The organism is Bradyrhizobium sp. 170, assembly GCF_023101085.1.
Lineage (GTDB): Bacteria > Pseudomonadota > Alphaproteobacteria > Rhizobiales > Xanthobacteraceae > Bradyrhizobium.
Genome location: NZ_CP064703.1, coordinates 6734077 through 6760155, shown reverse-complemented (window position 1 = coordinate 6760155; position 26079 = coordinate 6734077). Strand labels below are relative to the sequence as shown.

The following is a 26079-nucleotide window of genomic DNA, read 5'->3' as shown; positions in this document are numbered from 1 at the left end:
TGCTGGTGTCCGGGATTATAGAGTGTGGTGCGATGGTTCAAGTGGCGCTTCGGCGCAACCTGGATCTTACATTGGCGGCTGGTTCGTGGGTCGGCGGATAGCACGGCTATTGTGACAGGTCGACCTCTTCCGCCACCAGATGTTCCGGAAATATCCAGGGCTAGTTTGATGAACGCGGTGCAACGGGTCGTAGTCCGCGTCGATGCTTTCACCGAAATGGGCATGGGGCATCTCATGAGATGCCTCAGTCTGGCCCGCGCCTTGGCCGACGACGGTGCGAACGTATTCTTCCTGTTGCGCAGCCATGCCGCCGGCCTGACACGCCTGATCGAAGGCGAGGAGCATTCCGTGCGGCTGCTGCCCGATCCCGAGGGCCGTCCGGACGCTCTGGCGGCGGACGGAACCGCTCATGCGCGCTGGCTGCCGACGAGCTGGCAAAAGGACGCCGAGCAGACGTTGGAGGCGATCGATCGCATCGGGCCCGTCGACTGGCTCATCGTCGACCACTATGCACTCGATGCAAGGTGGGAGCGTATGCAGCGCAAGCGGGTGCCGCGCATTCTTGCGATCGATGATCTTGCCGATCGGGACCATGATTGCGACATCCTGCTCGACCAGAACCTGGTTCTGAACATGGAACACCGTTACCGCGGTCGCTTGCCTCCGATATGCCAGGCGCTGCTGGGTCCGGCCTATGCATTGCTTCGCCCGGAATTCGCCGGGCAGCGCGAATCGCTGGTGGGGCGCAGCGGCAAGGTAAGCCGCATTCTCGTGTGCTACGGCGGCTCCGATCCCGGCAATGAGACCGCGAAGGCATTATCCGTCATCAAAAGCCTGTCGCTCCCTTGGCTTGCCGTCGACGTCGCGATAGGCCTGAGCAATCCGCACGCCGATTCGATTTCGGGTCTTTGCCGGGAAATGCCGCTCGCCGAGTTGCATCGTGGTGCGGACAATATGGCCGAACTGATGATGCGCGCAGACCTCGCGATTGGGGCGGGCGGCGTGATGAGCTGGGAGCGCTGCTGTCTCGCGCTGCCGACCATCGCGGTTCATATCGCCGACAATCAGACCGGCGCGTTGACCGCACTCGCCAGTTGCGGCGCGGTCGCCTATCTCGGTTCGGCGCCCTCGGTCACGGTGGATCAGATTGCGGGAACCCTCCGGTCGATGCTGGACGATCCGGCGCGGACCCGCGCGATGGGAGAGGCCGCAGCGGCCCTTGTCGACGGGCTGGGTACCTCCCGGGTGCGGGAAGCGATGAAATCGCTGGACGGCGTAGAACCGACCGGCAGCCGAAGGCTGGCGGACGAGGGAAACGCGGCTTGAGGGCGGCCAATAGAGGCCAATTCCAGCGGCGACCGCGGGCGCTCTTAATTGGTGTTTGACCGTATTTTCTATGCTAATTGCGCTCCGGCAGGGTTCCACAATTCCGCGGAATCGCCAGTGATGGTCGATAATGAAGGTTTCAGTTCTCTGCTCGAGCACGACGCACCCCGTCTATCCGCATCTGGAGCAGTGGGTGAGGGGCGCTGCGGCCAATCACAGCGTCGAACTGGTTCGGCAAAAAGGCGAGCTGACCGGCGGGGACGTTCTCTTTCTCATCTCGTGCCATGAGATCATCTCTCCCGGCGATCGGCAGAAATACGGAGCGACCCTTGTCATTCACGCGAGCGATCTTCCGGAAGGGCGTGGCTGGTCCCCGCACATATGGCAGATCCTCGAGGGAAAGAATCGCATCGTCGTGTCGCTGATCGAGGCGCAGGACCCGGTCGATACCGGCGCCATCTGGGCGCAGCGGCATCTGGTGCTCGAAGGGCATGAACTGTGCGAGGAAATCAACGAAGCGCTGTTCGCCATTGAGCTTGAATTGATGGACCACGCGCTCAAGGTCATTGGGTCTGGACAGGCGACAGCCCAGGACGATCGGCCGCCAAGCTACTACCGGCGCCGTACGCCCGAGGACTCCCGGCTCGATCCAGCACGATCGATCGTGGAACAATTCGACCTGTTGAGGGTGGCGGACCCGCAGCGCTTTCCGGCATTCTTCGACCTGCGTGGCCATCGCTACTTCGTACGTATTGAAAAAGCGGGAGCTTCCGATGAGTGACACGATCATGATTGCGGGCCGCGCGATCGGCCGTTCGCACCGGCCGTTCATCATCGCGGAAATGTCGGGCAACCACAATCAATCGCTCGACCGTGCGCTGGCAATCGTCGATGCCGCGGCAAAGTCCGGAGCGCATGCGCTGAAGTTGCAAACCTATACCGCCGATACGATGACGCTGAACCTCAGCCGCGACGAGTTTTTCATCGACGATCCCAACAGCCTGTGGAGCGGCCGATCGCTCCACAAGCTCTATCAGGAAGCGCATACGCCCTGGGAATGGCACGCTCCGATCTTTGAGCGTGCGCGATTGCTCGGCATGATTCCGTTTTCGACGCCGTTCGATGCGTCAGCGGTGGATTTTCTCGAGCAGCTCGGCGTGGACTGCTACAAGATCGCGTCGTTCGAGAACACGGATCTGCCCCTCATTCGCAAGGTTGCCGCGACCGGCAAGCCGATGATCATCTCGACCGGCATGGCGACCGTCGCCGACATCGATGAAGCCGTTCGTTGCGCAAGGGAAGCCGGCTGCAAGGATCTGGTGCTTCTCAAATGCACGAGCACCTATCCGGCGGCGGCATCCGACACCAACCTCCTGACGATCCCGCATATGCGCGCGTTGTTCGGTTGCGAGGTGGGGCTGTCGGATCACACCTTTGGCATCGGAGCGGGGGTTGCGAGCATCGCACTCGGCGCCAGCGTCATCGAGAAGCATTTCACGCTGTCGCGCGCCGACGGCGGAGTCGATTCGACGTTCTCCATGGAGCCGGACGAAATGGCGGCGCTGGTGGTCGAGACCGAGCGCGCCTGGCTGGCACTTGGCCAAGTCTACTACGGATTGACCGAAAAAGAGCAGAAGTCGCTGATCTTCCGCCGCTCGCTGTACGTGGCTGAGGACCTCGCCCCCGGTGACGCCCTGACTGAAGATAACCTGAGAATCATCCGCCCCGGCCTTGGCCTGCCGCCCAAATATTTCGAGACACTGATCGGCAAGCGTGTCGGCCGCGCGGTGCGCCGCGGCACGCCGATGAGCTGGGAGCTCTTGACGTCGGCCGACGACAATGCGGCGCCGTCGCAGGAATTGCCGAGGGGCGCTCGTGCCTGACAAGCCGCATGTCTGCCTGATCGTCGATAACCCGCTTCGCGATCTCGAGGGACTGGTGTTGCTGGGTCGGCAGCTCGCGGCCAAGGGGGTGACCGCAACCTTGGTACCCATGTATGAGCAGGGCTTCGACGTACCGGCGCTGCGCCCGGATATGGTGCTGGTGAACTATACGCGGCCCAACAACGCCGATCTGATCAAGTCCTACAAGCGCGCGGGAATTCTGGTCGGCGTGCTCGATACCGAAGGCATCGGCGGCAAGAACCCGGATCAGTTTGCCGAGATGGTCAAGAGCGTCGGCTGCACCGATCTCGTGGATCTCTATTGCGTCTGGGGCCAGGCGCAGCACGCGGCGTTCTTGCGTCGCGGCACGGTGCCGGCGGCGCTGCTTCGCGCGACGGGATGCCCCCGCTACGATTTCTGCGCCTCGCCCTGGCGCGCCGCGCTTCCCAAACCGTCGGTCGAGCCTGGCTACGTCCTCATCAACACCAACTTTCCCGTCGCCAATCCGCGGTTTTCCGATGGTTCATCGGATGAAGAAGAGACGATGGTGCAGGCGGGTTTTTCGCGGGAGTTCGCGCGGCAGTTCGTCATCGACGCCCGCAAGGCGTATCGGTCGGTACTGGAGACATCGACCAGGCTGGCGAAGCACTTCACCGATGTCCAGTTCGTCCTGCGTCCGCATCCGTTCGAGAACATCGCCTCCTATGACGCGCTCGCTGAACTGCCGAATTTTCATGTACGCCAGGACGGTACGTCGCTGGAATGGATCAGCGGGGCGCGGCTGTTGATTCATCAGAATTGCTCCACCGCGATCGAGGCGACCATGCTGAAGGTGGAGCCCCTGAGCATGGAGTGGTTCAACACGCCGTCCTTGCGGCTGGATGCCGCGACCCAGGTGAGCCGCGGCGCTGAATCCGAGTCTGATCTGATCGAACTGGTTCAGCAGAGACTCGACGGACGGTTGCCCCCGATTACCGCGGAAACCGAGCAATTTCGGCAGCAAATCATCAGCGACCTCTTTACTGCGGTCGACGGGGCGAACTCGTCGCGCGTCACGACGGCGGTTCTCGATGCGATCGCTGCGGCACGCGGTGGAAATCGCGGCACGCCCAAGCTGGAGCGGCCGTCACTCCGCGGTAGTGCGGCGGAGACGGTCCGGCGCATTCTCGGCTACAAGGCAAGCTCAGCGCTCCGCCGCAGCTACAGCGCCCCGGAAAACGAACGCCGCCGTCTTGGCAAGGCGTTCGGGCCCGAGCTGGTGAATTCGGTCCTGCAGCGCGTTTGCGCCGCTGCAGGCGATGGCCGAAATTTTGTCGCTCAACGGGTCACCGGTAACTCGCGACGAATGTCCTGGTCGTTGAGCGGCGCAAGCCTGCGACTAACGGAAGCGAGCTGATCGTGCTGCGCCGATTCGTGCAGAACACAGCAATTTCCGCCGCCGCCTATGCGCTGGCGGGTGTGCTCGGCCTGTTCGCGGTCGGATTGATTGCAAAGTCATATGGCCTGGCGGTGCTGGGGTTGATCGTGCTCAGTCGCGCGTTCCTGCCGACAGGGTTTCTGGCGCTGCTCGATTTCGGGGTTTCGGAAACGACGACCCAGGTCGTCGCCAGGGGGCGCGTTGGCGATTGGGTCGTTGCGGGCGAAAAAGTGTCGCTGCTTGCCGCGATCGCCGCTGCCGTCGGGACCGCTTCCGGCGTCATACTCTGGAGCGCGGCGTTTCAGCTCACGGCGATCTTCAAGGTCGCGCCCGACCAGATCGCGGCATTTGTTGCTATTCTCCGGGTCACCGCGCTGGCGCTTCCGATTGTCTTTCTTGGTCTGATCGCGGAAGGCACGCTCAAGGGATTCGAGCAGTACGGCTGGCTACGTATAACCGAGATCGGCAGCAACGTGCTGTATGTTGCAGCCGTCTACACGCTCGTGTGGCGTGGTGCTCCGTTCGAGTGGGTGGCCTATTCCTATCTCGCGATGATCGTGACCAAATATTTCGTGCTTGCGGCGGTCGTTTGCCGCGCCGCGGTCGGAACGTCGCTCCGGCTCCGGTCATGGACGGCATCGAGCAGCAAGGACGTGTTTCATCGCTGCTGGCTCATGTTCAATAACCGCATTGCCGGTACGTTTCAGCAGACCCTGGTTCCTCTCGCAATCGGTGCTCTTTACAGCCCGGTCGAGGTCGGGACCTTTGACTTGATCACCCGGCTGGCGCGCTTCTTGAAAGCAACGATGGCGCCGCTTCACTCCGCGATTCTCCCGATCTCTACCCACATCGATGAGGCCACCGACACGCGGCGGCTCCAGATACTTGGCCGCAACGGCCTCGTATTGCCGGGGGCCATTATCGTTCCGACGCTGGTCGTGATGGCGCTCTTTTCGGAGGAGATACTGAAAGTCTGGGTTGGACCGCAGTTTTCCGACCAATGGCCCTGGCTCGCTCTCTCGATGTTCATACCTGCGGTAGCTGCGATCCTCGGCCCGGGGCAAACGGCCTTGATGGTGAGGTCTGACTTTCTTCGCTTCAATAACCGGCTGCTCTATTTGCAGGTCATTGTGCAGTATCTGGTAACGGGGCTTACCCTCTTCTGGTTCCGTGAGCGGGCGTTTATCCTGGGGTGGGTGGTTTCCTACGTCGCTCTTGCGCCCTTTATCGCCCACCACATGCTCTTGCGGATGGAACTTCCTCGCTCGTTGTTCTGGGGTGTGCTTGGCAGGCAGATGCTTGTCGCATTGATGCTTGCCATCGTCGTTGCTGTCACCAAGGCGTATTTTTATCCGGGCAGTCTGGTGGCTCTAGCGATCGTGGGCGGGCTTAGCTGCATGATCGCTTGGGCACTGAGTGGGGTGATCATCCTCTCGGGGAACGATCGTGCGATGTTCGGCAGGTTTGCCCGCGCGATTGGCCCGCGTTCCTGATTGCGGAATTCACCGCTTCTTCGACCGAATCAAGGCTCCCGCTCCGGTGTGACAGCGCCGGCTGCTTGCTCCTGCTGGTTGATTTTGCTAGGAAATGGCCGCACGTTCCAGGCCGTTTCAGGTCCAATGATGTGCCTAATCTTCGAGGGGAATGGGTGCGTCCAGATGGGATTGGTGTCCAGAGCGCTTTGGCATGTTAACCGCTCGCCGCTGCGTTATGCAGTCAAGTCCGGTGTCAGTGCATGGCATCTTGGCGAGAAGCGGGAACGCAGGCGCCAGGCTCAGCTCCTGAATGTTACTGCGGCTGAAAGAAGCTGTGCCGACGAATTGAATCGCAATGGCTATGCCGTTGTCACCGAGCTGATGGATCCGGCCCTGCAGCAGCCGTTCGCGAATGCCGGCAAGGCGAAACTTGACGACATCGAGACGGCTGAAGCCAAGCAAACCTCGAACTGGAAAAAGTTTTGGGTTCGGTTGCTCGACGCCGAGATGAAAGATGGCAAGCTTAGTGCCGACAATATCTTCGTTCAGTATGCGTTGCAACCGGCGGTAGTCAATGTAGTCGCAACGGCACTCGGCGAAATTCCCTGGCTCGACTATGTTTTGCTGTCCTATTCGCGCCATACCGGCGAGCAGCTTGCCTCTTCGCAGCTCTGGCACCGCGACCATGATGACGTCAGGGTGATAAAGCTGTTCAGCTATCTCACGGATGTCGAGGAAGACGGCGACGGGCCGTTCACGTTCCTGCCACGACAATCAACCGACAAATTCGGCTTTCCGCTTCTGGGCAGCCATTTCCCCGACGATCAGGTGTTCGAAAAAGTTCCGCGGGAGGACGTCAAGGTGATGAAGGCGCCGCGTCTTGCGTCGTTCATGGTGGACACCGCGAAATGCCTCCACATGGGGAGCCGGATGGCGCCTGGGCATGGAAGACTGCTGTACACCGCCACGTTCTTTGCTTTTCCGCGGATGTATCCGGGGGCAAGGAACCGGCCTTTCTCGCCTGCACCGGGCACATCGGCCCTGCAGAAATTGATCTTGGGCCTTTGATCGGTTACGCCGGTCGCCGCATGCAGGATTCGGTCTGGGTTTCGTTGAATCCGGTATTGCCGAGGGGGAATTTCGTGAAGTTCGAGCCAGACGTGACGCCGGCGTCGAGATTGGATTTGTCGCGGGCCTATACCATCGATCTCGCGCGCAGTCTTCGCCGACTCGCTTTCAAGAACGTGCGGCGGACGCACGATGTCGTCGATTCCGAATATAATTCCGGCGAGTGGGACCGGGTGCTCAACCAGCGCGCCTGGATCGGCGCGGCAACGCTGGAAGAGTTCCTCGTCGGGCAGAACACCGCTCCGCGTCTTGCGAAGGTGGATGGTCGAATCGTCCGGATCCCCACTCGCGACTACTATCGCTACCGGATCGGTGTGCTCTCGGAGCTCATCAAGCGGTGTTCCAGCCCCGCGACCTCACTCATCGAACTCGGCGCAGGGTATGGCTACAACCTGTTCTCGCTGAGCCTCGACCCGCACTGGAGCAAGCTGCGCGGCTACGATATTGCGCCAAATGGCATCGAGGCGGGTCAGCAGATCGCGAGCCATTTCCAGCTTGGCGACCGCGTGAGTTTCGACCGGATCGACCTCACCGATGCCGGCGATCCGCATTTCAGCGAGCTGGCGGGCGGCACCGTTTTCACGTATTTCTGTATCGAGCAGATTCCTTATGCTGTGGAAGCGGTAATCGAAAACATCATTCGGGCAAGGCCGGCCCGCGTGGTGAATATCGAGCCGGGCGTCGACATGCTTAACCTGTCTCAGCCGCGTGACCTCGCCAGCCGCGTTTATATTCGGTCGATGGACTATCAGACGCGTCTCTTCAAATTGCTCGACACGCTGGATGCGCAGGGGCGAATCCGCATCCTAGCCCGGGAACGCATGGGGTTTGCACCTACCTTGCACAATGATGGGCTTTTGTATGCCTGGGAGCCTCGCTGACAGTTCGTTGCTTCGCTGTCCGGACTCATAAGAAACAGGCGTCCGGCGCCTCTGACTTATGCTGGATTTGCGAATCGGATGGGGGAATGGCGTGACAGCTTCAGCGGTTGCCTCTGATTCTCTGATTGCCGCGTTGGCGAGTGTGACAGCGGTCGCCATTTTCCTGAGCGTCGGTCTGTGGATCGCAGTCAAGCGTCCCGGGCTCGGCATGATCTTGTTCTTTGTTCTATTTGCTTTTGCCTGGAGGCTCGCCTCGGTTCTCTACATCGATGTGTTCGGGCCGATTTTTTCCGATCAGTTGGCATCTGAGATCGGCCCCGGTGTTTCCGCCTTGCCGATTGCGATGGCGCAGGGGATCGTCGTCATCGCGCTGCTGTTTTCGTTTCGATGGGAGCGGGTGCGGCAACTGGTCGGCCCGGACGAATCGGGCCTGGCAAGCTGGCTGCCCCCCGGACGATTTTCGCTCTCTGACCTTGCGTTCCTGGCTGTCGCTCTTTTTGTCGTCGCACTGTGGCTGGAGCTATTGATAAGAGGCCCGATCCCGCTGTTCGCAGGAATCGAACGCTTTGACTACTCGCGGCTGCATGGCGGCCCTCTGCATCATCGCCTGCTGGAATGGGGGCCAATGCTTGCGTTCCAGCTCGGAATATTTTTCTCGGTGCCCTTGTTACACAACAGGCCGTCAGATTGGCGGTTCGGCGTATTGTTCGGAACGCTGATCCTGTACCTGTTTCTGGCTGGCCACCGATTTTCATCCCTTTATGCGTACACCTCGTTCTTTATCATGCCGCTCGGCGCGGTCCTGATCGGGCGTGAAGCAAGGTCGCCGTCCCTCGGTGAAATGCTGTCAAGAAAGATACTGCGTTGGCTCGCGGCCGCCGCAGTGCCGCTGTCGCTCCTGATCGCCGCCGCCGTGGTCTATTCCTATGTCGTCGTTCGCGGCGAAGGAGGGGAACTGCTTGCGAAGCTTTCGCAGCGTATCCTGGTTCAGCAGGGCGAGATGTGGTGGATGACCTTTGAGCGCGTGTTCCTTCGAGGTGACTGGGACGGAATGCTCGCGGCTTACAAATTGTTCGTCGACCCGTTTGATCCGTCCCGCAACTCGACCATGCAGTTCCTGATGGAACAGGCGCTACCTGTCGTCCGCGCCCATTTCATCATCGCGCAGGGATCGGCTTACACCGGCGGGTGGCCGGAGGTTTTTTTCGAGTTGGGTGGTCCGGTCGGTGGCTTTGTGTTGGTCGCGCTATCGGCAATCGTGTTCTCTGAATTCATGTTCCTGGTGACGCGGTGCATCGTGCAGGAGCGTTTTGCGACGTGCTTTTTTCTGACGCCGATATTATTCGCGCTGTCGGTCACCATGGTCTCGGGGATGGTCAATTCGTACATTCAGGTGACTTTCCTGTTCAAAGTTTCTGTCGCTCTGGTAGTGTATGTAACCGAAGACAAGTGGAGGTCGAGTCTGGTTTTGTCCCCCTCGATCTCTGGTCCGGAGAAAAAGGCAACGACATGAGCGGTCCGACAGCCACGGTGCCCGGCGATCAATATCTGGGTGGGCTATTTATGTTCCTTTACCGGGCCATACGGGAGCATCTGCTTTTAACGATACTGCTGCCGCTCGTCGCGATGACGATCGCATATCTGGCCGCCCAGCAGCTTCCGGCCGTCTATACAGCGCAGGGCAACGTTCGAATAGGAAGAGTGGATGGCACGGAAACCGTGAGCGTCACGGGCGTGGTTTCCCGATTGAATTCCCCTTCGTTCAAGCACCGTGTAATCGAGGCGATGGGCTTGCACCCTGTCGCCAGCGATCGGACTGCGCGACTGATTTTTCAAAGCCTGGCCGCAAAGCAGGAAACCGCCGATACCCTCGCGGTGACTGTGCGCGCAACCGATGTTCAGCAGGCGCGTGCCGCTGCGGCCACGGTGGTAAGACTTCTGGACGAGGAGCAGCGCAAGATTAGAGAACCGCTCGAAGCGGACATCAAGGAGCAGCTTGCGACCATCGATGCGACGATCACCGGCCTGCTTGAGACCAGGGACTCGTTATCCGCCCTGATAAAGGAAAATGCGCAAGGGGCGTCCATCGACCCGACATCGCTCGTGATGAGAAGAGTGTGGTTGGCCGATCTCATCTCGCGTAATGAACAGCGGCTGACTGCGGCGAAGGCCGAACGGCACGCGCTTTCCGCGAAGCTTGGAGCCTGGAAAACCTATCCAACCACGCTTCTCGATGATGTTTTTGTATTGCCAGGATTCGCGCTTCGGCCGGCTACGATGGCGCTTCTGGCAGGCGGAGCCATGTTCATGATCGTTCTTCTCGGCGTCGTACTTCGCGGGTCGAAGGCTGTTCGCTCGGCTTAGAAAGCCTTCGCTGATCTCTGTCGCGATTCTCACTTGAAGAAATCATTGCTCGCGAGGGACTTGCGGGGCGCGTTTTGGGCATCGAATTCTGCACCATTCGCGTCGACGATTGTGTCGTCGTAGTGTTGCACCGATTCATCGAGCCTTCCTTGCTGACACTCTCCGATTTGCGGCTGCCAAACTATGAGGCTCAATGCCCTTTGACGGCATAGACATTATGGCCGAATATCGAGAGGCCGGCCGTTTCCGCCAACGCGCGGACATAGAACTTGAAATCCTGAAGTGAAAGCGGAGCAAACTTGAAACGCCTTGGCGACATTCCGGCGCGCGCGAACATTGCGGCAATATCTGCCGCCGAGAAGAAATTGATATGGTCCGGCGGTACCCACAAATGACGCTTTCTCCAGCTCGGGGAAAGCGCGCGTATGTCGTTCACGTTCGGCGTGATCACGATGAGTATCCCGCCCGGATTCAAGGCGCCGGCGGCGATCTCCAGCATTTCGGCGGGATGGGCTACATGTTCCAGCACATTGTCGATCACAAGCGCGTCGGCACGCTGGTTGCCCTCAAAAGTCGTCTGGGTGATCGGTACGCCGGCGCGAATGCCAAAATCTGAAAGCCCTCTGGCGGGCTCGTAGCCGATGTACTCAACCGGATCGTTCCGCATGAGATAGCCGACTTCACCACGCCCGCAGCCGATTTCTATGATCCGGCTCCCGGCAGCAAGATGAGAGAGCAACAGCCGGCGTATCTGGTGATGGCGGGGCCTGAATGCCCATCCGATTTTTTCGATGTCGATATGATTGGCGGTGTCAGCTTCGGGATCGACTACAAAGATGAAACCGCAATCGCTGCAGGTCACGATCTCGAAGCTCTCACCCGACCGGGTCAGGCCAAGCTTCGGGTCGAACCGGGTACCTTTGCAAATAGGACAGTGCGAGCGCGGACTGCGGGGGGACGGCAAGACAAACTCCCTTAGAACCCCTTGTTCCTATCGGTGTAGCAGCATACAGGCAAGCGTGAGCTATTTACCGGCACCTTATTGTCGTGCTTAGGTCGGGTTTCACCATGGAGCCAGTGGCGGAGAACTTGTCTTGTTCCGATTGTCGAACTTCCATCCAAGGACCGCGCTTTGGCGAGCCGTTACAAATATTGGTCCATTGCCTGTCTTGATACGCGCCAAGACATCCACCACTTGGCAGGATTTTTGGAGGACTGAAGGGGCCGAGGCTGTATTCAAGGACTATGCAAGGCCGTCGCCCTTGAGAGACTGGCTCGCCGCCAAGCTCGTTTCTCTGGCTCCCACGTCGGTATTGGAGCTCGGTTCCAATGTCGGCGCGAACCTCCACGCCATTTGGAAGGCAAACGCCCAGATCAGACTTTACGGAGTGGAACTCAACGAGAACGCCGTAAAGTGGGGAACGCAGAATATGCCGACGGGATGTGAAGCTCGCTTGATGGCTGGCTCCATGTCTGACTTGGAAGGGGTGCTCGCACGCAACGGTATCGGCCCTGTTGATATCGTGTTTAGTTGCGGCGCTACAATGCATGTGAACGACGATATATTCGCCGCCGCCAAGCAGCAGGCTTTGAAGATGGCGCGGAAGGCCATCGTGCATGTGGAGTATCATGCATGGACCCCGGCTGATCTCCAGAACGGGCGGAATTGGCGATCGTCGTTCTTGTCCGACAGGTGGGTGCGCGATTACGTAGCCGAGTATGAGTCGATGCCCGAGGTCGCGCGAGTCGAATACTTCCGTATTCCACCTGAAATGAATGTTACCAGAAACATCGGCCGGTTGATGGTCAATGATATGACTGGTTTGATCATTGCGTATCTTAAGTGATTGAATCCACGAAGACTCCTTGCCCTTTGCGGTTAATTTCGCCCAGCATTCGCAGGTGAGGCATCGTGCTGAAGCAGGCCGTCATTCTGGTCGGTGGGTTGGGTACCCGGCTGGGGGAGATCACCCGACTGGTCCCGAAGCCGCTGCTTGAGGTGGCCGGTAAGCCGTTCCTCGATTACATCCTCGATGAATTATCTCGCTATCCGGCCATTCAGGACATCGTTCTGCTGGCCGGCCACCAAGCAGGGCAGGTGATCGGCCGCTATGACGGCAAGCGCTGGCGTGGTGCGTCGATCTCGGTCATATCCGAGCCGGGGCCGTTGGGCACTGGCGGGGCGCTGAAGCATGCGGCTCCGCAGTTGGACGCCAGGTTTTTGCTTCTCAACGGGGATTCTTTTTTCGATTTTAACATGTTCGATCTCACCGCACCCGTACATCCGCGCGCGATCGTGCGTGTGGCCTTGAAGCGGGATCATGCCGGTGATCGCTATGGGCGAGTCCTGCTCGATCAGGATTTCATCAAGACGTTCCTTCCAGCGGGAGCGCGACCGAACGGGCCGATCAATTCAGGCATTTACTGCGTCGATCGGGATGTGCTGTCGTTTATCGATGAGGGGCCGTGTTCGCTAGAGCAGGCTGTTTTTCCGCGCCTCGCCGAGAAGGGGCAATTGCGGGCAACGATGTATGACGGGTTTTTCATCGACATCGGCGTGCCCGCCGACTTTGAACGTGCACAGACCGAACTTCCCGCGCGCGTGCGGCGTTCCGCCGTTTTCTTCGACCGGGACGGGGTCCTCAACATCGATAAGGCCTATGTCCACAAGGTCGAGGATTTCGAGTGGGTGGCCGGTGCGCGCGAGGCCATCAAGCTCTGCAATGATCGTGGCTACCTGACGTTTGTGGTCACCAATCAGGCCGGCGTGGCGCGCGGCTATTACGGGATCGAGGCCATTCACGCGCTGCATGACTGGATGAGCGCCGATCTCGCCCGGATTGGTGCGCATATCGACGAATTCCAGTACTGCCCCTATCACGAGGAAGGCGTTGTCGCCGAGTGGCGGCAGGCAAGTGACCGGCGCAAGCCGGCGCCGGGCATGATCCTCGATTGCCTCAAAGGCTGGCCGGTGCGCAAGGAGTCCAGCCTGCTTGTCGGTGATATGTCGCACGACCTCCAGGCCGCGGCTGCTGCGGGGATAAAGGGGCATCTTTTCGAGGGGGGCGACCTCTTGTCGTTCATTCGGCCGCTGCTGGATGCGGACGCGACGTCGCAGCTTACGCGCGGTTGACGGCCTGGTACATCAGTTCGGCCCGGTCCCAGTCTTCAAGCGTATCGATATCCTGCACCAGATGCCGCGGCAGGATCACGCCGATCGAATGCGGCGCGAACAGCGGCATGTCCTCCAGAAAGGCGCGCGCCGTTCCCCAATAGAACTGCCCGGCATCGTGGTAGGCGTGCTCCAGATCCTGCGATCGCGTCATGCGGTGTTCCGGATAGATCGCGTCCACCCGGCCCTCCGGCGTGATGCGCACCGCGCGCTGGATTGGAAACGCATAACTGGTGACGGAAAAGGCGAAGGCAGCGTCCGAGCGGGAGAGGGCCTCGTAACCTTCCGTGATGAAGTTGCCCTGCACCAGCGGCGCGGTGGCATAGAGGCAGCACGCATGCGTGACGTCGTTCGACTGCTCGTTGAACCAGGCTACCGCGTGCTTCACGACGGCGTTGGTACCAGTGAAATCGTCGGCAATCTCTTTTGGTCGGATAAAGGGCGTCGTGGCGCCGAACTGGCGGGCCACCGCTGCGATTTCCTCGTCATCGGTGGAGACGACGACCTGATCGAACAATCCCGTCTGCTGTGCCGCGGCGATCGAGTAGGCGATAATCGGTTTGCCGCAGAACATGCGGATGTTCTTGCGCGGGATCCGCTTGCTGCCGCCTCGCGCCGGGATGACAGCGATCTTCACGCGAGGATCTTCTCCAGCGCCGCGACGACGGTGTCCTGTTCGTCATTCGTCATGCGCGAAAACAGCGGCAATGTGATCGCGTCCTCATAATAACTTTCAGCTTCGGGGAACATGCCGGTCTCAAAACCGAGCTTTCGGTAGTAAGGCTGCGTATGAACCGGAATATAGTGCACGTTCACGCCGATCCCGGCGGCACGGAGCGCATCGAACACCTGGCGCCGGCTGAGCTTGATCTCGTTGCGGTGCAGGCGAATGACGTAGAGATGCCAGGCCGAGTTAGTATCGGGATGCTGCCACGGGCACGTCAGCGGCAGCTTCGCCAGCAGGCGATCGTAGCGCGCGGCGAGTTCGCGCCGGCGCGTGACAAAGGGGTCGAGCCGCGCGAGCTGGCTGGTGCCGAGCGCCGACTGAATGTCGGTCATGCGATAATTCAGCCCGAGCTCGATCTGCTCATACATCCAGGGGCCGTTGCGTTCCTCGTTGACCCGCGGCTCGCGAGGGTCTTCAGGCCGCTGCGCGGGGCGGATGATCCCGTGCGTGCGCAGATAGGAGAGGCGCTCGGCGAGCCTCGGATCGTTGGTCAAGGCCATGCCACCCTCGCCAGTCGTGATGATCTTGACCGGGTGGAAGCTGAAAATCGTCGTATCGCCGTAGTCGCAGGAGCCGACCTTGCGCCCCAGATACTCGCCGCCGACCGCGTGCGAGGCGTCTTCTACGATGTGAAAGCCGTAGCGATCCGCCAGCGCCCGGATTTCGCGCATCTCGCAGGATTGGCCGGCGAAATGCACGGGCACCACGATCTTGGGCAGCCGGCCCCGCGACGCCGCGACTTCAAGCTTGTCTGCCAGCGCCGAGACGCTCATATTGTAGGTCCGCGGGTCGATGTCGACGAAGTCGACGCTGGCGCCGCAGTACAGCGCGCAATTGGCCGATGCCACGAAGGTGTTCGGCGTCGTCCAGAGCAGGTCGCCGGGGCCGAGATCGAGCGCGAGGCATGCGATGTGCAACGCTGCCGTTGCATTGGCTACCGCGATCGCGCTGCGGCTGCCGCAATAGGCCGCCATCGCCTGCTCGAAGCGGGGGCCGGCCTGACCCTGGGTCAGCCAGTCCGAGCGCAGCACCTCGGTGACTGCGTCGATGTCCTCAGCGGAAATGTCCTGACGTCCGTAGGGGATCATTGGACCGCAATTCGGTTGAATTCCCTGATCTCGGATACATCAAGGAAGTGATCGTTCCGGCCGGAATTATACTCGAATCCATCCGACACCGGCTCTCCGAGTTCGCCGATCTGGTTGGTAACATAGTCGACGTCTTTGCGGAAAAACTTGATGGTCGGCTTGATCACGAAATGATCGTGGAAGCGCAGGGTCAAGTGCGAGTCGTCAGTCGGGCACATGATCTCATGCAGCTTTTCGCCGGGACGGATGCCGATCACCCTGGTCGGGAGGTTTGGCGCCACGGCTGCTGCGAGATCGGGAATACGCACGGACGGGATCATTGGAACGAAGATCTCGCCGCCGGACATGCGCTCGAAACTCTTGTTGACGAAGTCGACGCCCTGCTGCAGCGATATCCAGAACCGGGTCATGCGGGGGTCGGTGATCGGCAGGTGATCACAGCCCTCCGCCAGAAGCTTGTTGAACAGCGGCACGATCGAGCCGCGGGAGCCGACCACGTTGCCGTAGCGCACGACGCCAAAGGCCGTGCGATGTCCCCCCGCCATGTTGTTCGCCGCGATGAACAGTTTGTCGGAGGCGAGCTTGGTGGCGCCGTACAGGTTGATGGGCTGCGCGGCTTTGTCGGTCGACAGCGCAATGACCTTCTCGACGTTGGCCTCCAGCGACGCCTGAATGACGTTCTCAGCCCCGTGGATGTTGGTCTTGATGCATTCCATCGGATTGTATTCAGCGGCCGGCACCTGCTTCAGGGCTGCGGCATGGATCACGAAGTCGATGCCCTTCATCGCCGTGCGCAGGCGCTCGCCGTCGCGCACGTCCCCGATGAAATAGCGCATCGGCGATTGATCGAACTCCTGCTGCATCTCGTATTGCTTCAGCTCGTCGCGCGAGTAGATCACGAGACGGCGAGGCTTGAAGTTCTTCAGGAGATTGCCGACGTATTTGCGTCCAAACGAACCAGTGCCGCCGGTAATCAGAATGGACTTGTCGTTAAACATGATTGCTGCTGCGCCGGCTCATTATTGCAGGAAAATGGGGGAACGCGCGGTGGTTACCACACGCTCCTGCCGCCGTCCATGACCATGTTCTGACCGGTCATGTAACTCGATGCGTCCGAGCAGAGGAACTGAACGGCTGCGCAATATTCGTCGACCCGGGCCATCCGTCCCATCGGGATCAGCCGCGTCAATCGTTCGACGAAAGCGGGATCCTGGTTGTTGAAAACGCCGCCCGGCGAAATCGCGTTGACGCGAACGCCCTGGTCCGCCCAGTAGGTCGCGAGGTATTTCGTCAAACCGATCAGGCCGTGCTTGATGACGGAGTAGGTCACGGGTTTCACCGGCTGCTCCTCATCCCGCGTGATGTTGGGCTGCCGGTATAGCCGCTGGTCCGGCGCGATCACGCCGAGATCGGACGCGATGTTGAGGATCACGCCGCGGCCGCGCCGGGCCATGGCGCCGCCAAAGACCTGCGAGCACAGCATCGCGCCGGTCAGTCCCACCGCGATTTCGGTCTGCCACTGCGGAACCGGAAAGGCCTCGAAGCGTGACGAATGCATCACACCCGGCGTCGAGGTGACCTTGGGATCGATCGCGGCGTTGTTGACGAGGATGTCGACGGCGATGCCGCGCCCGGCGAGATCCTCGCCTGCCGCGGCAACCGATGCCTGCGACGTCACGTCGATGATGGCGGAGACAAGATCGGCGGCGGGCGCGATTTCCTTCACCGCAGCGATGGTCGCTTCAGCCTGCGCCAGTCCGACGTCGCTGACGACCACGCGTGCGCCTGCATCGACCAGGGCGGCGACGTGCTGTCGCCCCAGCAAACCGCCGGCGCCGGTGACGAGCGCGGTGCGTCCCGTGAGGTCGTATCGAGCGGAGGGGGCGGTCATGGAACGCTCCTGTTCAAGCACGCAATTGTCCGCCGTCAGCCACGATCACGGTGCCCGTGATGAACGCGGCGCGGGGGGAGGCGAGAAAGGCGACAATGTCCGCAATCTCTTCGGGTTTGCCGAGCCGGCGCAGCGGCACCTCGCGAGCGAGCATCTCATCCACGGCGGCTTTGTTTTCGGCGATCTTGCGCGCCCAGGTGCCGTCGGCGCTAAGGATGTTGCCGGGCGCAACGGCGTTGATGCGGATGCCTTCGAGCGCCAGCGGCCGGGCCAGGCCGCGCACGGTCGCGTTCAAGGCCGCCTTCGCCGCCGAATAGGTCACCGGCGCGCCGAGCGCTGCGAGCCCGCAGATCGACGACACGCAGACGATCGCGCGGTCGCCGCTGCCGCGGCTCATCAGCGGCCTCGCGGCTTCGATCGTGTTGGTCGTGGCGAACAGGTTGATGTCGATTACCCGCGACCACTCGGCCGCGGTTTCCTTGCCCGGAGGCACGGAAGTGCCGCTGCCGACGTTGCAGACGAGAATGTCGATCCTGCCCCACTGCTTTTCGACATCGTCCACCAGCGCCAGCGCGGCGGCGGGGTTGGTGACGTCGGCGGCATGGCACGAGGCGCCGCGGCCGATTTTGTCCGCAGCCGATTTGATCCCGTCGAGGTCGCGCGCCGCTATGGCCACCGTGGCGCCCTCGGCGGCAAGCGTGTCGGCAATCGCAAAACCGATGCCGCGGCTGGCACCGACCACCAATGCGACCCGGTCCTCGATGTCGAGTTTCATCGCCTGGCGTCCTCGATCCAGCGCACCGTCATGTCGCGATATCGTGCAAGCGCGCCGGCATGGTCGCCGTCGGCAGCGCGCGCCGTCTGCAGAATATATTGTCCGCGATAGCCGGACTGCTCGATCAGCCGGATGGTCTTGGCGAGATCCGCAGCACCCGTTCCGAGCGGCACGGTGGTGCCGCCAAGCAGCCGGTCCTTCACATGCACATTGAGAATGCGCGGGGCGTAGGCCGGAATCTCCTCGGCGGAATCGTAGCCGAGCGCGGCGCTGTTGCCGCTGTCGTAATTGATGCCGAACACCTCGCGCGGGAATTTGTCGATGAACTGCGCCAGCGTGGCAGGCGGCAGGTCGGATTCGAAAACGATTCTGACGCCCTGCTTCGACAGTGAGGAGGCGCGATCGAGCAGAACGCGCAGCAGGGTTTCGGTCTGCGCGGCGCTCTCGATCCTGCCGTTGTCGACCAGCGGAATCACGACGAATTCGATGGCGAGGGTGCTGCAGGAGGCGAGCACCAGATCGAGATCGGCCACCAGCGATTTCTGCGTCTCGCCATCGGCCTTCCAGAATGGCGCCTGCATGAAACAGTCGCCGGTCAGGCTTGCGGTTCTGAGCGTGTGGCGGCGGGACAGCTCGATAATTTCCTTCTGCCCGGCGGCGGTGTTGAGCGGGTTTTCGCGCAAGCGGTCCTGGTCGATGGTCCATTCGATGCGGGTCAGACCAAGCGCGCTGCCACGCGGAAATTCCTCGTGCCATTCGTTCCATGGGAAGGCCTGGATCTTGCCGCCGACCATCGCCGACAGCCGTCCCTGCATGAAGCCGATGCGTTCGAGCGTCGTCACGACTTGTCCTCGCTGATCGCAAGGCCCTTCGTGGTCCAGCCGCCATCGACGAACAGTTCCTGGCCGGTCACATAGGCCGAAGCGGATGACGCCAGAAAAACCGCGGCGCCGGCCAGATCGTCCGGGTTACCCCAGCGGCCGAGCATGGTGTGGCGGCGGCGATCCTCATGCTTCGCCGGGTCGGCAAAGCTTTTCGCGGTCATCTCGGTCGCGACATAGCCGGGCGCGAGCGCGTTCACGCGAATACGATCGCGCGCGTAGTCCGCGGCAAGCGCCCGGGTGAGGCCGGCAAGACCGGCCTTGGCCGCGACATAGCCGGGATTTCCGGGAAAGCCGCGCACCGAGTTGATGCTGGTGACGTTGATGATCGAGCCGCCGCCCGCCTTCTTCAGGAGCGGATAGGCCGCAAGGATCGTCGCGTAGACGCCGCTCAGGTCGACCGCCAGCGTGTCGCGGAATCTCTGGAGTTCGCTGATCGTCGCGGAGGCGGGAAGGCTGATGCCCGCCGCATTGACCAGCACGTCGAGCCGTTCTCCGGTCTTCGAAAGATTATCGAACACGGACCCGATGGCGGCATCATCGGCTAGATTGCATTTGACCGCCGTGACATGCGAAGGCGCCGTGCCGCTCCGGCTGAGGCCGAACACCTTTGCGCCGCTGGCCTGCAGACCGCCAGCAATGGCCGCGCCAATGCCGCGCGACGCCCCGGTGACGACGGCAGTCTTGCCTTCCAGCGAAAAGGCTGCGGGACTATGCATAGCCGTAGCTGCGCATGATGGCCGCACAAAGCCTGATGTCTTCCGGGCGATCGATCTGGAACATTTTGTGGCGCTCCATCAGATGCATTCCGATCTTGCCGCCGAGCCGGTTGTTGTGTTCGCGTAGCAGCGAGGGAATTAGAACGTAGAACGAGCCGTTTTCCAAATACCGCTTTTCGATCTGCTGCCGCATCCGCCGATTGCGGAAATCGTAGTTGATCGGTTCGGGCCCATCGGCGCCGATGCGCCAGTTGAAATAATCCTCGACCTCGCAGACCGAGAGCAGGCTGTCGAGTTCCTCCCGGTCGAACGTCGCGAGCGCCTGTTCGATGTCGCTGGATTCCCGGATCGGCGATGTTGCCTGCAGCGCGACGACCCTTCCGAACGGGCCGAGCTTTCCATCGAGCTGCTCCAGCGCGTGCAGCCACGCCGCTTCCGACGAGGCGAGATCGCCGGAGATATCGTCAGGACGCCGGACGCCGACGGCGCCGGCGGCTTCCGCGGCCTCGAGGATCTGGTCGCTGTCGGACGAGACCGCCACGACATCGACGCCCTTCGCGGCGGCCGCCTGCATGACGGTCCAGGCAATCAGCGGCTTGCCGCACAGATCGATCAGGTTCTTCTGCGGAATTCCCTTGGAGCCGCCGCGCGCCGCGATCACGGCCAGCGTCCGCCCGGGCGTAACCCTCGTCATATCCGGTCCTCGAGGCGCTCGAGCGCCGTCCAGAATCCTTCGCCCATGTTCTTGTGGCCCTGCCATATCTCGGGGATGAACGAGGCTTCGGGAGCGTGCTTGCGCAGCACGGCGCCGATCTCGTCGAAATCAATCTCGCCTTCGCCGATCTGCAAGCCTTCGCCATCAAGGCCCTTGGCATCGCCAAAGTGGAGATGCGCTGTATGGGGGCCGAGCAGCGCGAGTCCTTTCGCGAAATCGAAGCCGAAATGATTGGCGGCAAGCTTGGTATGCGAGATATCGACACACATCCGCAGATTATGCCTGGCGCAGAATGCGGCCGACTCGTCCGGGAAGATGAAGATGTTCTGGTGCCGCTGCCCGCCGAAATGCCACGGGAACGGCGCCATGGTCTGCGGAATCAATTCGACGCCGTCGAGATCGAGTTCCGCGAGACTGGCGGCGAAAATGCGGTAGCACTCCGCCTTCCATTCCGCAGACAGCGGCTCGTCCATGGTGAAGCCGCCGATATTGGCGACGATCGGCGGACGTTTGGTCTTGGGAAAGAACTTCTTCAATCCGCGCGTGATGTCGATGACGGCCTGGGTCTGCTCCAGCGAATAGCGGCGCAGCCCTTCGTCTGATGTCGCCAGGTCCATCAGCTTGCTGCCCGCGAACAGTTCGGGCGCGTGCACGACGAAGCCGAGATCGTAGGTGCCGGACAGATAAGCGGCCGGATCGCGCTCCATGTCGCTGTAGCTGAGATGGAATTCGATGATGTCGGGCTGGCAGATTTCCAGAAACCGTTGCGTGTCGTGATAGCGAACCGGTACGCCCCAGGGACGGTCGAAACGATAGCGTCGCGCGGTTGTGGCGCCGTCGGCGAGGTCGCTCTGAAAGAAGTAGTCGTCTCTCGCCATCGCGCGGTTGAGGCGCCGGCCGATCAAGGCAGGCATTTTAAGCGGCGACAGGCCCTGGCCCGGGCTTTTGACGGCGACATCGCTCTCGGCGACGACAGTGCCGGCCGCAATGTCCCGGGCCGCCACCAGGCTCTTGGCGAGGTTCTCGCGGTTGATCAGCTCGCCCTGGCTCAGCGCGCGCTCCGCAAGCTTTTCGCCGCGCGCCGTTTCCAGTTCGCGAATGCCTGACACCAGCGCCTTGAATTCCTCCGGCTCGAGGCTTGCCGCGTGGTCCGGGCCTTCCATTTCGCGATCGAGCGTGATGTGGCGTTCGATCACGACCGCGCCCATCGCAACCGCGCCGATCGAAACCGCGGTTCCGCGCTCGTGACCGGAATAGCCGACGAAGGGATGGATCTCCCTTAAGGTCTCCATGAAGCGCAGGTGAATATTGTGAAGCGCGGCAGGGTAGGTGCTCTGGCAATGCAGCAGCACATAGTTGGCCGAGCGGTCGTCGAGAAATTTCGCCGCTGCGCGAATTTCATCCGACGTGCTCATGCCGGTCGAGACGATCAGCGTCTTGCCGGTCGCGGTCAGTTTCGCCAGCAAAGGCAGGTTGGTCAGGTCGGCGGACGCCACCTTGTAGGCCTGAACCCCGAACGTCTCCAGCGTTGCGACGCTCGACGCGTCCCAGGGCGTGCAGAGGTACTGGATGCTCTTCGAGGCGCAATAGTCCGCCACGCGGCGCTGCTGCTCTGTGGTCAGCTCGAAGCGGCGCAACAGGTCGAGGGTGTATTCGACGGCGAGGTCGTCGTCTTTTCCGGAAAGGCTCGATGCGCGGTAAACCTCGTCCAGCTTGCGCATCTGGAATTTTGCACAATCCGCGCCGGCTGCGACCGCGGCGTCGACCAGCGCGATGGCGCGATCGAAGTCGCCGTTGTGGTTATTGCCGACTTCCGCAATGACATAGCACGGCTGACCGTTGCCGATCGAACGATTGCCGATCCGGATTGGTGCCGCCTGGTTGGTTGAGTTCATGAACCTTCTCGGTATCCAGATTTATGCGGCGCCGCCCTTGGCCGGCGCTCCTCGAATGCGCGATTTCCAGGTCCGCAGCCCGTTTTCCTCAAATGCGATGCGGGAGCAGGACAGGCCTTTCTGCTCGAGCGCCGCGATCAGCGGATAGCGCTGGAACGGACGGACGAAGAAGATGAAATAGCCGCCGCCGCCGGCGCCCAGCAGCTTGCCGCCGACCGCGCCGTTGGCTTTCGCGAGATCATAGATCGCATCGAGGTCGTCAGAACTGATGAGCGAACTCAGGCGACGCTTGGCGTGCCATGCCTCGTCGATCAGGCGGCCGCACTCCAGAAGCTGGCCGCGCAGCAGATGATGCCGGATTTCGCGCGTCACTTCCTTTTGCTTGGCCGCGGCCGCGACAGCATCGCTGGTTTCATGCTGCTGCTTCTGATCCCGGTGGATCGAACCGGAATCATGGCTGGCGCCGGTGTAGCAAAGCACCAGGCTTTCCTCGAGCTCGGCGACGATATTGGGTTCGAGGCGAAGCGGAACGATGGTGTTCTGCTCGGACGAAAACTCCATGTGATTGAAGCCGCCGAACACGGTGGCGTACTGGTCCTGCCAGCCGCCGGGAATGTTGAGCATCAGCCGTTCGGCCTGAAAGGCCATTTCCGCAATCTCATGGCGGTCCCACCGATCGGAGCGGAATTCGTTGAAGCAGCCGATGATGGCGGACGACACCACCGCCGAGCCGCCGAGGCCGGAGCCCACCGGAAAATCGGCCGAGACGTCGAGATCGAAGCCGTAGGCCGGCTGGATCAGGCGTACGACCGATTTGATCAGCGCCAGTTCGCCTTCGCTGCCGAGGCTGGCGAGATTTTCCGCTTCGACCGTGCAGCGAAAATCGTGCGAGTAGATTCTGATCCGGTTGTCGTTGCGCCGGCGCAGCGTCGCATGCGCGTACATCGCAATGGTCGCGTTAATGACGGAGCCGCCGTCATTGTCGACGAAGTAATGCGTGAGGTCGGTGCCGCCGCCGGAGAAACTGATGCGAACCGGCGAGCGCGCGCGGGCGAATACTTCGCTCTCCTGGCCGAGATTGAACAGATCGCGGCTGAACACGTCCACCAGCCGGCCGTTGGCGTCGAGGATCGGAACGACATGAACCCGCTGGTCGAGCAGCTTGAGGATTTGTTCGCGGGGCGCTCCGGCGCGCGCCCATACAAAGTTGCGGTTGATGCAGCTTGCGACCTCGCCCTGGATCGATATTCCCGTCAGCAGCCGCCGGCGGATGTCGCCGTCCGTGACGGCGCCGATGACACGTCCGTCGGCGTCACGGGCAAACAGGATCCCGAGCATGTTGGCATTGAGCCGCTGGAATGCCTGCTCGATCGTGTCGCTCTCGGCGATGGTAAGGTGGCTCTTGTCTGGCAATTTGGCGGATCCAAGCGGCAACCGGTTCCGGTTTTGGCCCGGAAACGCCTCTATTTTCGGGTCGTTAGATACGGCAGGGGGGCAGATCGTGCAAGCTCCCATGGAGTGGTGAATTCCGGCCGAATATGCTAGCGCAAGGGCATGGATTGACCTATTTCGGGCGCGTTCTGCGCCGCGTCTTCGGCTCGTCGCCAGATGAGCGCCAGGCGAGGACTATCCCTTGAGTCCCCTGGTCAAAAAGCAGGTTCGATCGCGTGCAAGCTACTGAACAATTGTCTCGGCGCTGGCTGGCTGAATCGGCGCCCGATCCAACGCAGCTGCTTGCCGCCCGCCAACCAAGCCCGATCTATTTCGCGGCTATGTTCTGCTGGACCATGACGGCGGTGTCGGCGGTCATGGTGGCCATCGTGCGCTGGCCGTTGGGGAGCCCACACTGGTTCGTTTTCGTCAAGGCGTTCCTGTTGCCATGCGCTGTCATCGCCTGTGCGACGTTGTTGACGGTCCGCCACGTCGAGCGCGGTGGCGCGTACAGCGCACTGCTGATTTCGACCGTGGCGGTGATTTTTCTGCCATGCCTTGCCTGGTTGAACGGGCCTTTGGCCGACGTCGTCACCTATCCGCTGTTTATTGGACTGCTGGCTGCGGGCATCTCGCACACCGCCTGGGCCATGCGCAAAGCCCCCGCCGGCAGGTGGGTGTTCGCCGTTGCCTGCGGTGGCCTCTTCGGTTTCGGCTATTTCCTGGTGATCAATTCGCGCGCCTATGGATCGGTCCTCACGCTCGAACTGGCGCTGACGGGCATCCACCAACTCGACACTATTTTTCATGCCTCGATCGCCAACATGCTCGTCAAGTATGGTGTGCTGAGCACCGGCCTCGATGGACTCCTTTCCACCAAATACCATGTGCTGTCCCACATCTGGCTCGGCTGCATCGGCCTTTGGCTCGGGGTACCGACGCTGGAGGCCTACTCCATCGGCGGGCAAATTATCGCCATTCCGATGCTGCTGTTCGGCCTGTCGCTCGCGATCCACCTGTTTCGCCGGCCCGGAGAGGGGCCCGCCAATGGTGCCCTGATCACGCTGGGTTCGCTGCTGCTGCTGTTTGTGGCCGACCTGTGGGGATGGACGTCCTATCTGGTCTCGGAGTCCTATTTCCTCGCGATGATCATGTTTTTGTTGGCGTTGCCGCTGCTGGCGGAGATCGCCGATTCTGAGCGGCGTCATCGCCTCAGCTTGCAGGTCACAGCGCTCGGCGTTGCAGGCCTGCTGATTCTGCTTTCGAAGATTTCTGTCGGCGCCGTTCTCGCAGGTGGGGCCGGATTCCTGTTGTGGCGGCGAATGGGCACGACGCCGCTGGGCCTGATCAAGCTGGCTGCGCCACTCCTTCTGCTTGTGATCCTTGCAATCGCGATCATCTCCCCCAGTGCGCGGATGCTGCTGGAGGCGCTCGAACCGTTGGGCTTTATCCGCGAGCATCCGCGCGGCGCCTTGCCGAACATCGCTGCAAACCTTGTGCTGCTTTATGTTGCGTTTCAGGTATGGCGGGGTGGAACGCCGCAGGACCAAAGATGCGCCGAAGCGGTTGCCGTGATGGCGATCGCCAGCGTGGTCCCCGTTCTGCTGATCAATGTCCCCGGTGGATCCGGCTATTACTTCGTCAACGTCGGGACCTGGACGGCAATCGTATTTGTCTGCGCCTACCGCGGCGCTCATTTCGAAAAACTTTTTCCCAACCCTCGTATGCCGGGCTTTGTTGTGGGTGCGCTGCTGCTCGTCGCGTTTGCGACTCAGGAAAAGCGGCAAAGCGCGTACAGGTTGGGTGCTCTGTTTGCGGAGGTTCAGGCGCGGGCGCGCGTGGTTTCTGGTGAAAGCGCCGGCGCCGAGACGACAACCCGGCAACGCCTCATCGAACTTTTGACGCCGGGGCATCCGGCCCGCTATGCGCTGGCGAGCGATATGAAGCGTACTCCAGGATGGCAGGTCAAAGCGACATTGCTGGCAATGGGAATCACGCAGTCGCACCGCGCGGCAGTATTCGTACCGCCCGACAACGTACCTTTCTGGACCATCGCCGTGGAGTGCCGCCAGGATCCGCTTTTCGTCCCCGCGATCCTCGGCGCGCCCATGCTGAAAGGACTGAACCCGCCGGCGCTGAAATGCCCGAAGGAGCCGCATTACGGCTTTGCGGATTACAAGGACGCCAGCTCCGAACCGTTGAGCGACCAGCAACTCTGCGCCCGGGCTGCGCCCTGGAAGCTCGACACGGTGTTGATACTCACGGCGCCTACCACCGGCCGAAAAATCCGCTGCAGTTGAGGCATCCAGCC

The 26079-nt window shown here is 61.3% G+C and carries 23 protein-coding genes; 12 read left to right on the top strand and 11 right to left on the bottom strand.

What is annotated here, in order from left to right; all coding sequences use genetic code 11:
- Positions 1-24: 24 nt before the first annotated feature.
- From pseG to IVB05_RS31570, 9 genes are all read left to right on the top strand, one after another.
- Complete coding sequence (gene pseG / locus IVB05_RS31610; protein WP_247779939.1) at positions 25-1326, top strand: UDP-2,4-diacetamido-2,4,6-trideoxy-beta-L-altropyranose hydrolase; 1302 nt, start codon at positions 25-27, stop codon at positions 1324-1326.
- 193 nt (positions 1327-1519) lie between these two features.
- The gene (locus IVB05_RS31605) at positions 1520-2107 is read left to right on the top strand and encodes a formyltransferase family protein (RefSeq protein WP_247779938.1); all 588 of its coding nucleotides are present in this window, start codon (positions 1520-1522) and stop codon (positions 2105-2107) included.
- The gene (pseI, locus tag IVB05_RS31600; protein WP_247779937.1) at positions 2100-3209 is read left to right on the top strand and encodes a pseudaminic acid synthase; all 1110 of its coding nucleotides are present in this window, start codon (positions 2100-2102) and stop codon (positions 3207-3209) included. The genes IVB05_RS31605 and pseI overlap by 8 nt, the downstream gene beginning before the upstream one ends.
- The gene (locus IVB05_RS31595; RefSeq protein WP_247779936.1) at positions 3202-4605 is read left to right on the top strand and encodes a surface carbohydrate biosynthesis protein; all 1404 of its coding nucleotides are present in this window, start codon (positions 3202-3204) and stop codon (positions 4603-4605) included. The genes pseI and IVB05_RS31595 overlap by 8 nt, the downstream gene beginning before the upstream one ends.
- Positions 4606-4607: 2 nt before the next feature.
- Positions 4608-6119 (top strand): teichoic acid transporter, encoded by a 1512-nt coding sequence (locus IVB05_RS31590; RefSeq protein ID WP_247779935.1) that lies wholly within the window; start codon positions 4608-4610, stop codon positions 6117-6119.
- A gap of 165 nt (positions 6120-6284) precedes the next feature.
- A complete protein-coding gene (locus IVB05_RS31585; RefSeq protein WP_247779934.1) occupies positions 6285-7169 on the top strand; it encodes a hypothetical protein in 885 nt (294 codons plus the stop codon).
- 74 nt (positions 7170-7243) lie between these two features.
- The gene (locus tag IVB05_RS31580) at positions 7244-8110 is read left to right on the top strand and encodes a class I SAM-dependent methyltransferase (protein WP_247779933.1); all 867 of its coding nucleotides are present in this window, start codon (positions 7244-7246) and stop codon (positions 8108-8110) included.
- A gap of 91 nt (positions 8111-8201) precedes the next feature.
- Entirely contained in the window at positions 8202-9623 is a 1422-nt protein-coding gene (locus IVB05_RS31575; protein ID WP_247779932.1) for a DUF6418 domain-containing protein, read from the top strand.
- Positions 9620-10474, top strand: coding sequence for a hypothetical protein (locus IVB05_RS31570; protein WP_247779931.1), 855 nt, complete (start codon positions 9620-9622; stop codon positions 10472-10474). The genes IVB05_RS31575 and IVB05_RS31570 overlap by 4 nt, the downstream gene beginning before the upstream one ends.
- 190 nt (positions 10475-10664) lie before the next feature.
- On the opposite strand, the gene IVB05_RS31565 is transcribed toward IVB05_RS31570, so the two are convergent.
- Positions 10665-11438 carry a class I SAM-dependent methyltransferase gene (locus tag IVB05_RS31565; RefSeq protein WP_247779930.1) on the bottom strand — a complete coding sequence of 258 codons (774 nt, stop codon included), beginning with the start codon at positions 11436-11438 and terminating at the stop codon, positions 10665-10667.
- Positions 11439-11568: 130 nt separating this feature from the next.
- Here IVB05_RS31565 and IVB05_RS31560 point away from each other — a divergent pair, with 130 nt between their 5' ends.
- The gene (locus tag IVB05_RS31560) at positions 11569-12321 is read left to right on the top strand and encodes a class I SAM-dependent methyltransferase (protein WP_247779929.1); all 753 of its coding nucleotides are present in this window, start codon (positions 11569-11571) and stop codon (positions 12319-12321) included.
- 65 nt (positions 12322-12386) lie between these two features.
- The gene (locus IVB05_RS31555) at positions 12387-13607 is read left to right on the top strand and encodes an HAD-IIIA family hydrolase (RefSeq protein WP_247779928.1); all 1221 of its coding nucleotides are present in this window, start codon (positions 12387-12389) and stop codon (positions 13605-13607) included.
- Here IVB05_RS31555 and pseF read toward each other — a convergent pair.
- Genes pseF through IVB05_RS31505 form a run of 10 tightly spaced genes read right to left on the bottom strand, consistent with a single transcriptional unit; the run spans position 13594 to position 23750 of the window.
- Complete coding sequence (gene pseF, locus IVB05_RS31550) at positions 13594-14283, bottom strand: pseudaminic acid cytidylyltransferase (RefSeq protein ID WP_247779927.1); 690 nt, start codon at positions 14281-14283, stop codon at positions 13594-13596. The genes IVB05_RS31555 and pseF overlap by 14 nt on opposite strands.
- Positions 14280-15461, bottom strand: a complete 1182-nt coding sequence (pseC, locus tag IVB05_RS31545) for a UDP-4-amino-4,6-dideoxy-N-acetyl-beta-L-altrosamine transaminase (RefSeq protein ID WP_247779926.1) — start codon at positions 15459-15461, stop codon at positions 14280-14282. The genes pseF and pseC overlap by 4 nt, the downstream gene beginning before the upstream one ends.
- Complete coding sequence (gene pseB, locus IVB05_RS31540; protein ID WP_247779925.1) at positions 15458-16459, bottom strand: UDP-N-acetylglucosamine 4,6-dehydratase (inverting); 1002 nt, start codon at positions 16457-16459, stop codon at positions 15458-15460. Before pseB ends, pseC begins: the two co-directional genes overlap by 4 nt.
- A gap of 53 nt (positions 16460-16512) precedes the next feature.
- Positions 16513-17352, bottom strand: a complete 840-nt coding sequence (locus IVB05_RS31535; protein WP_247779924.1) for an SDR family oxidoreductase — start codon at positions 17350-17352, stop codon at positions 16513-16515.
- Between the two features lie 13 nt (positions 17353-17365).
- Positions 17366-18127, bottom strand: coding sequence for an SDR family NAD(P)-dependent oxidoreductase (locus IVB05_RS31530; protein WP_247779923.1), 762 nt, complete (start codon positions 18125-18127; stop codon positions 17366-17368).
- Positions 18124-18969 (bottom strand): TIM barrel protein, encoded by an 846-nt coding sequence (locus IVB05_RS31525; RefSeq protein WP_247779922.1) that lies wholly within the window; start codon positions 18967-18969, stop codon positions 18124-18126. Before IVB05_RS31525 ends, IVB05_RS31530 begins: the two co-directional genes overlap by 4 nt.
- Positions 18966-19727 (bottom strand): SDR family oxidoreductase, encoded by a 762-nt coding sequence (locus IVB05_RS31520; RefSeq protein ID WP_247779921.1) that lies wholly within the window; start codon positions 19725-19727, stop codon positions 18966-18968. The genes IVB05_RS31525 and IVB05_RS31520 overlap by 4 nt, the downstream gene beginning before the upstream one ends.
- Positions 19720-20421 carry an acylneuraminate cytidylyltransferase family protein gene (locus IVB05_RS31515; protein ID WP_247779920.1) on the bottom strand — a complete coding sequence of 234 codons (702 nt, stop codon included), beginning with the start codon at positions 20419-20421 and terminating at the stop codon, positions 19720-19722. The genes IVB05_RS31520 and IVB05_RS31515 overlap by 8 nt, the downstream gene beginning before the upstream one ends.
- Entirely contained in the window at positions 20418-22337 is a 1920-nt protein-coding gene (locus IVB05_RS31510) for an N-acetylneuraminate synthase family protein (protein ID WP_247779919.1), read from the bottom strand. The genes IVB05_RS31515 and IVB05_RS31510 overlap by 4 nt, the downstream gene beginning before the upstream one ends.
- Before the next feature lie 21 nt (positions 22338-22358).
- Positions 22359-23750, bottom strand: a complete 1392-nt coding sequence (locus IVB05_RS31505; protein WP_247779918.1) for a CBS domain-containing protein — start codon at positions 23748-23750, stop codon at positions 22359-22361.
- Positions 23751-24124: 374 nt separating this feature from the next.
- Here IVB05_RS31505 and IVB05_RS31500 point away from each other — a divergent pair, with 374 nt between their 5' ends.
- Positions 24125-26068, top strand: a complete 1944-nt coding sequence (locus IVB05_RS31500; RefSeq protein ID WP_247779917.1) for a hypothetical protein — start codon at positions 24125-24127, stop codon at positions 26066-26068.
- The last annotated feature ends 11 nt before the right edge of the window (positions 26069-26079 follow it).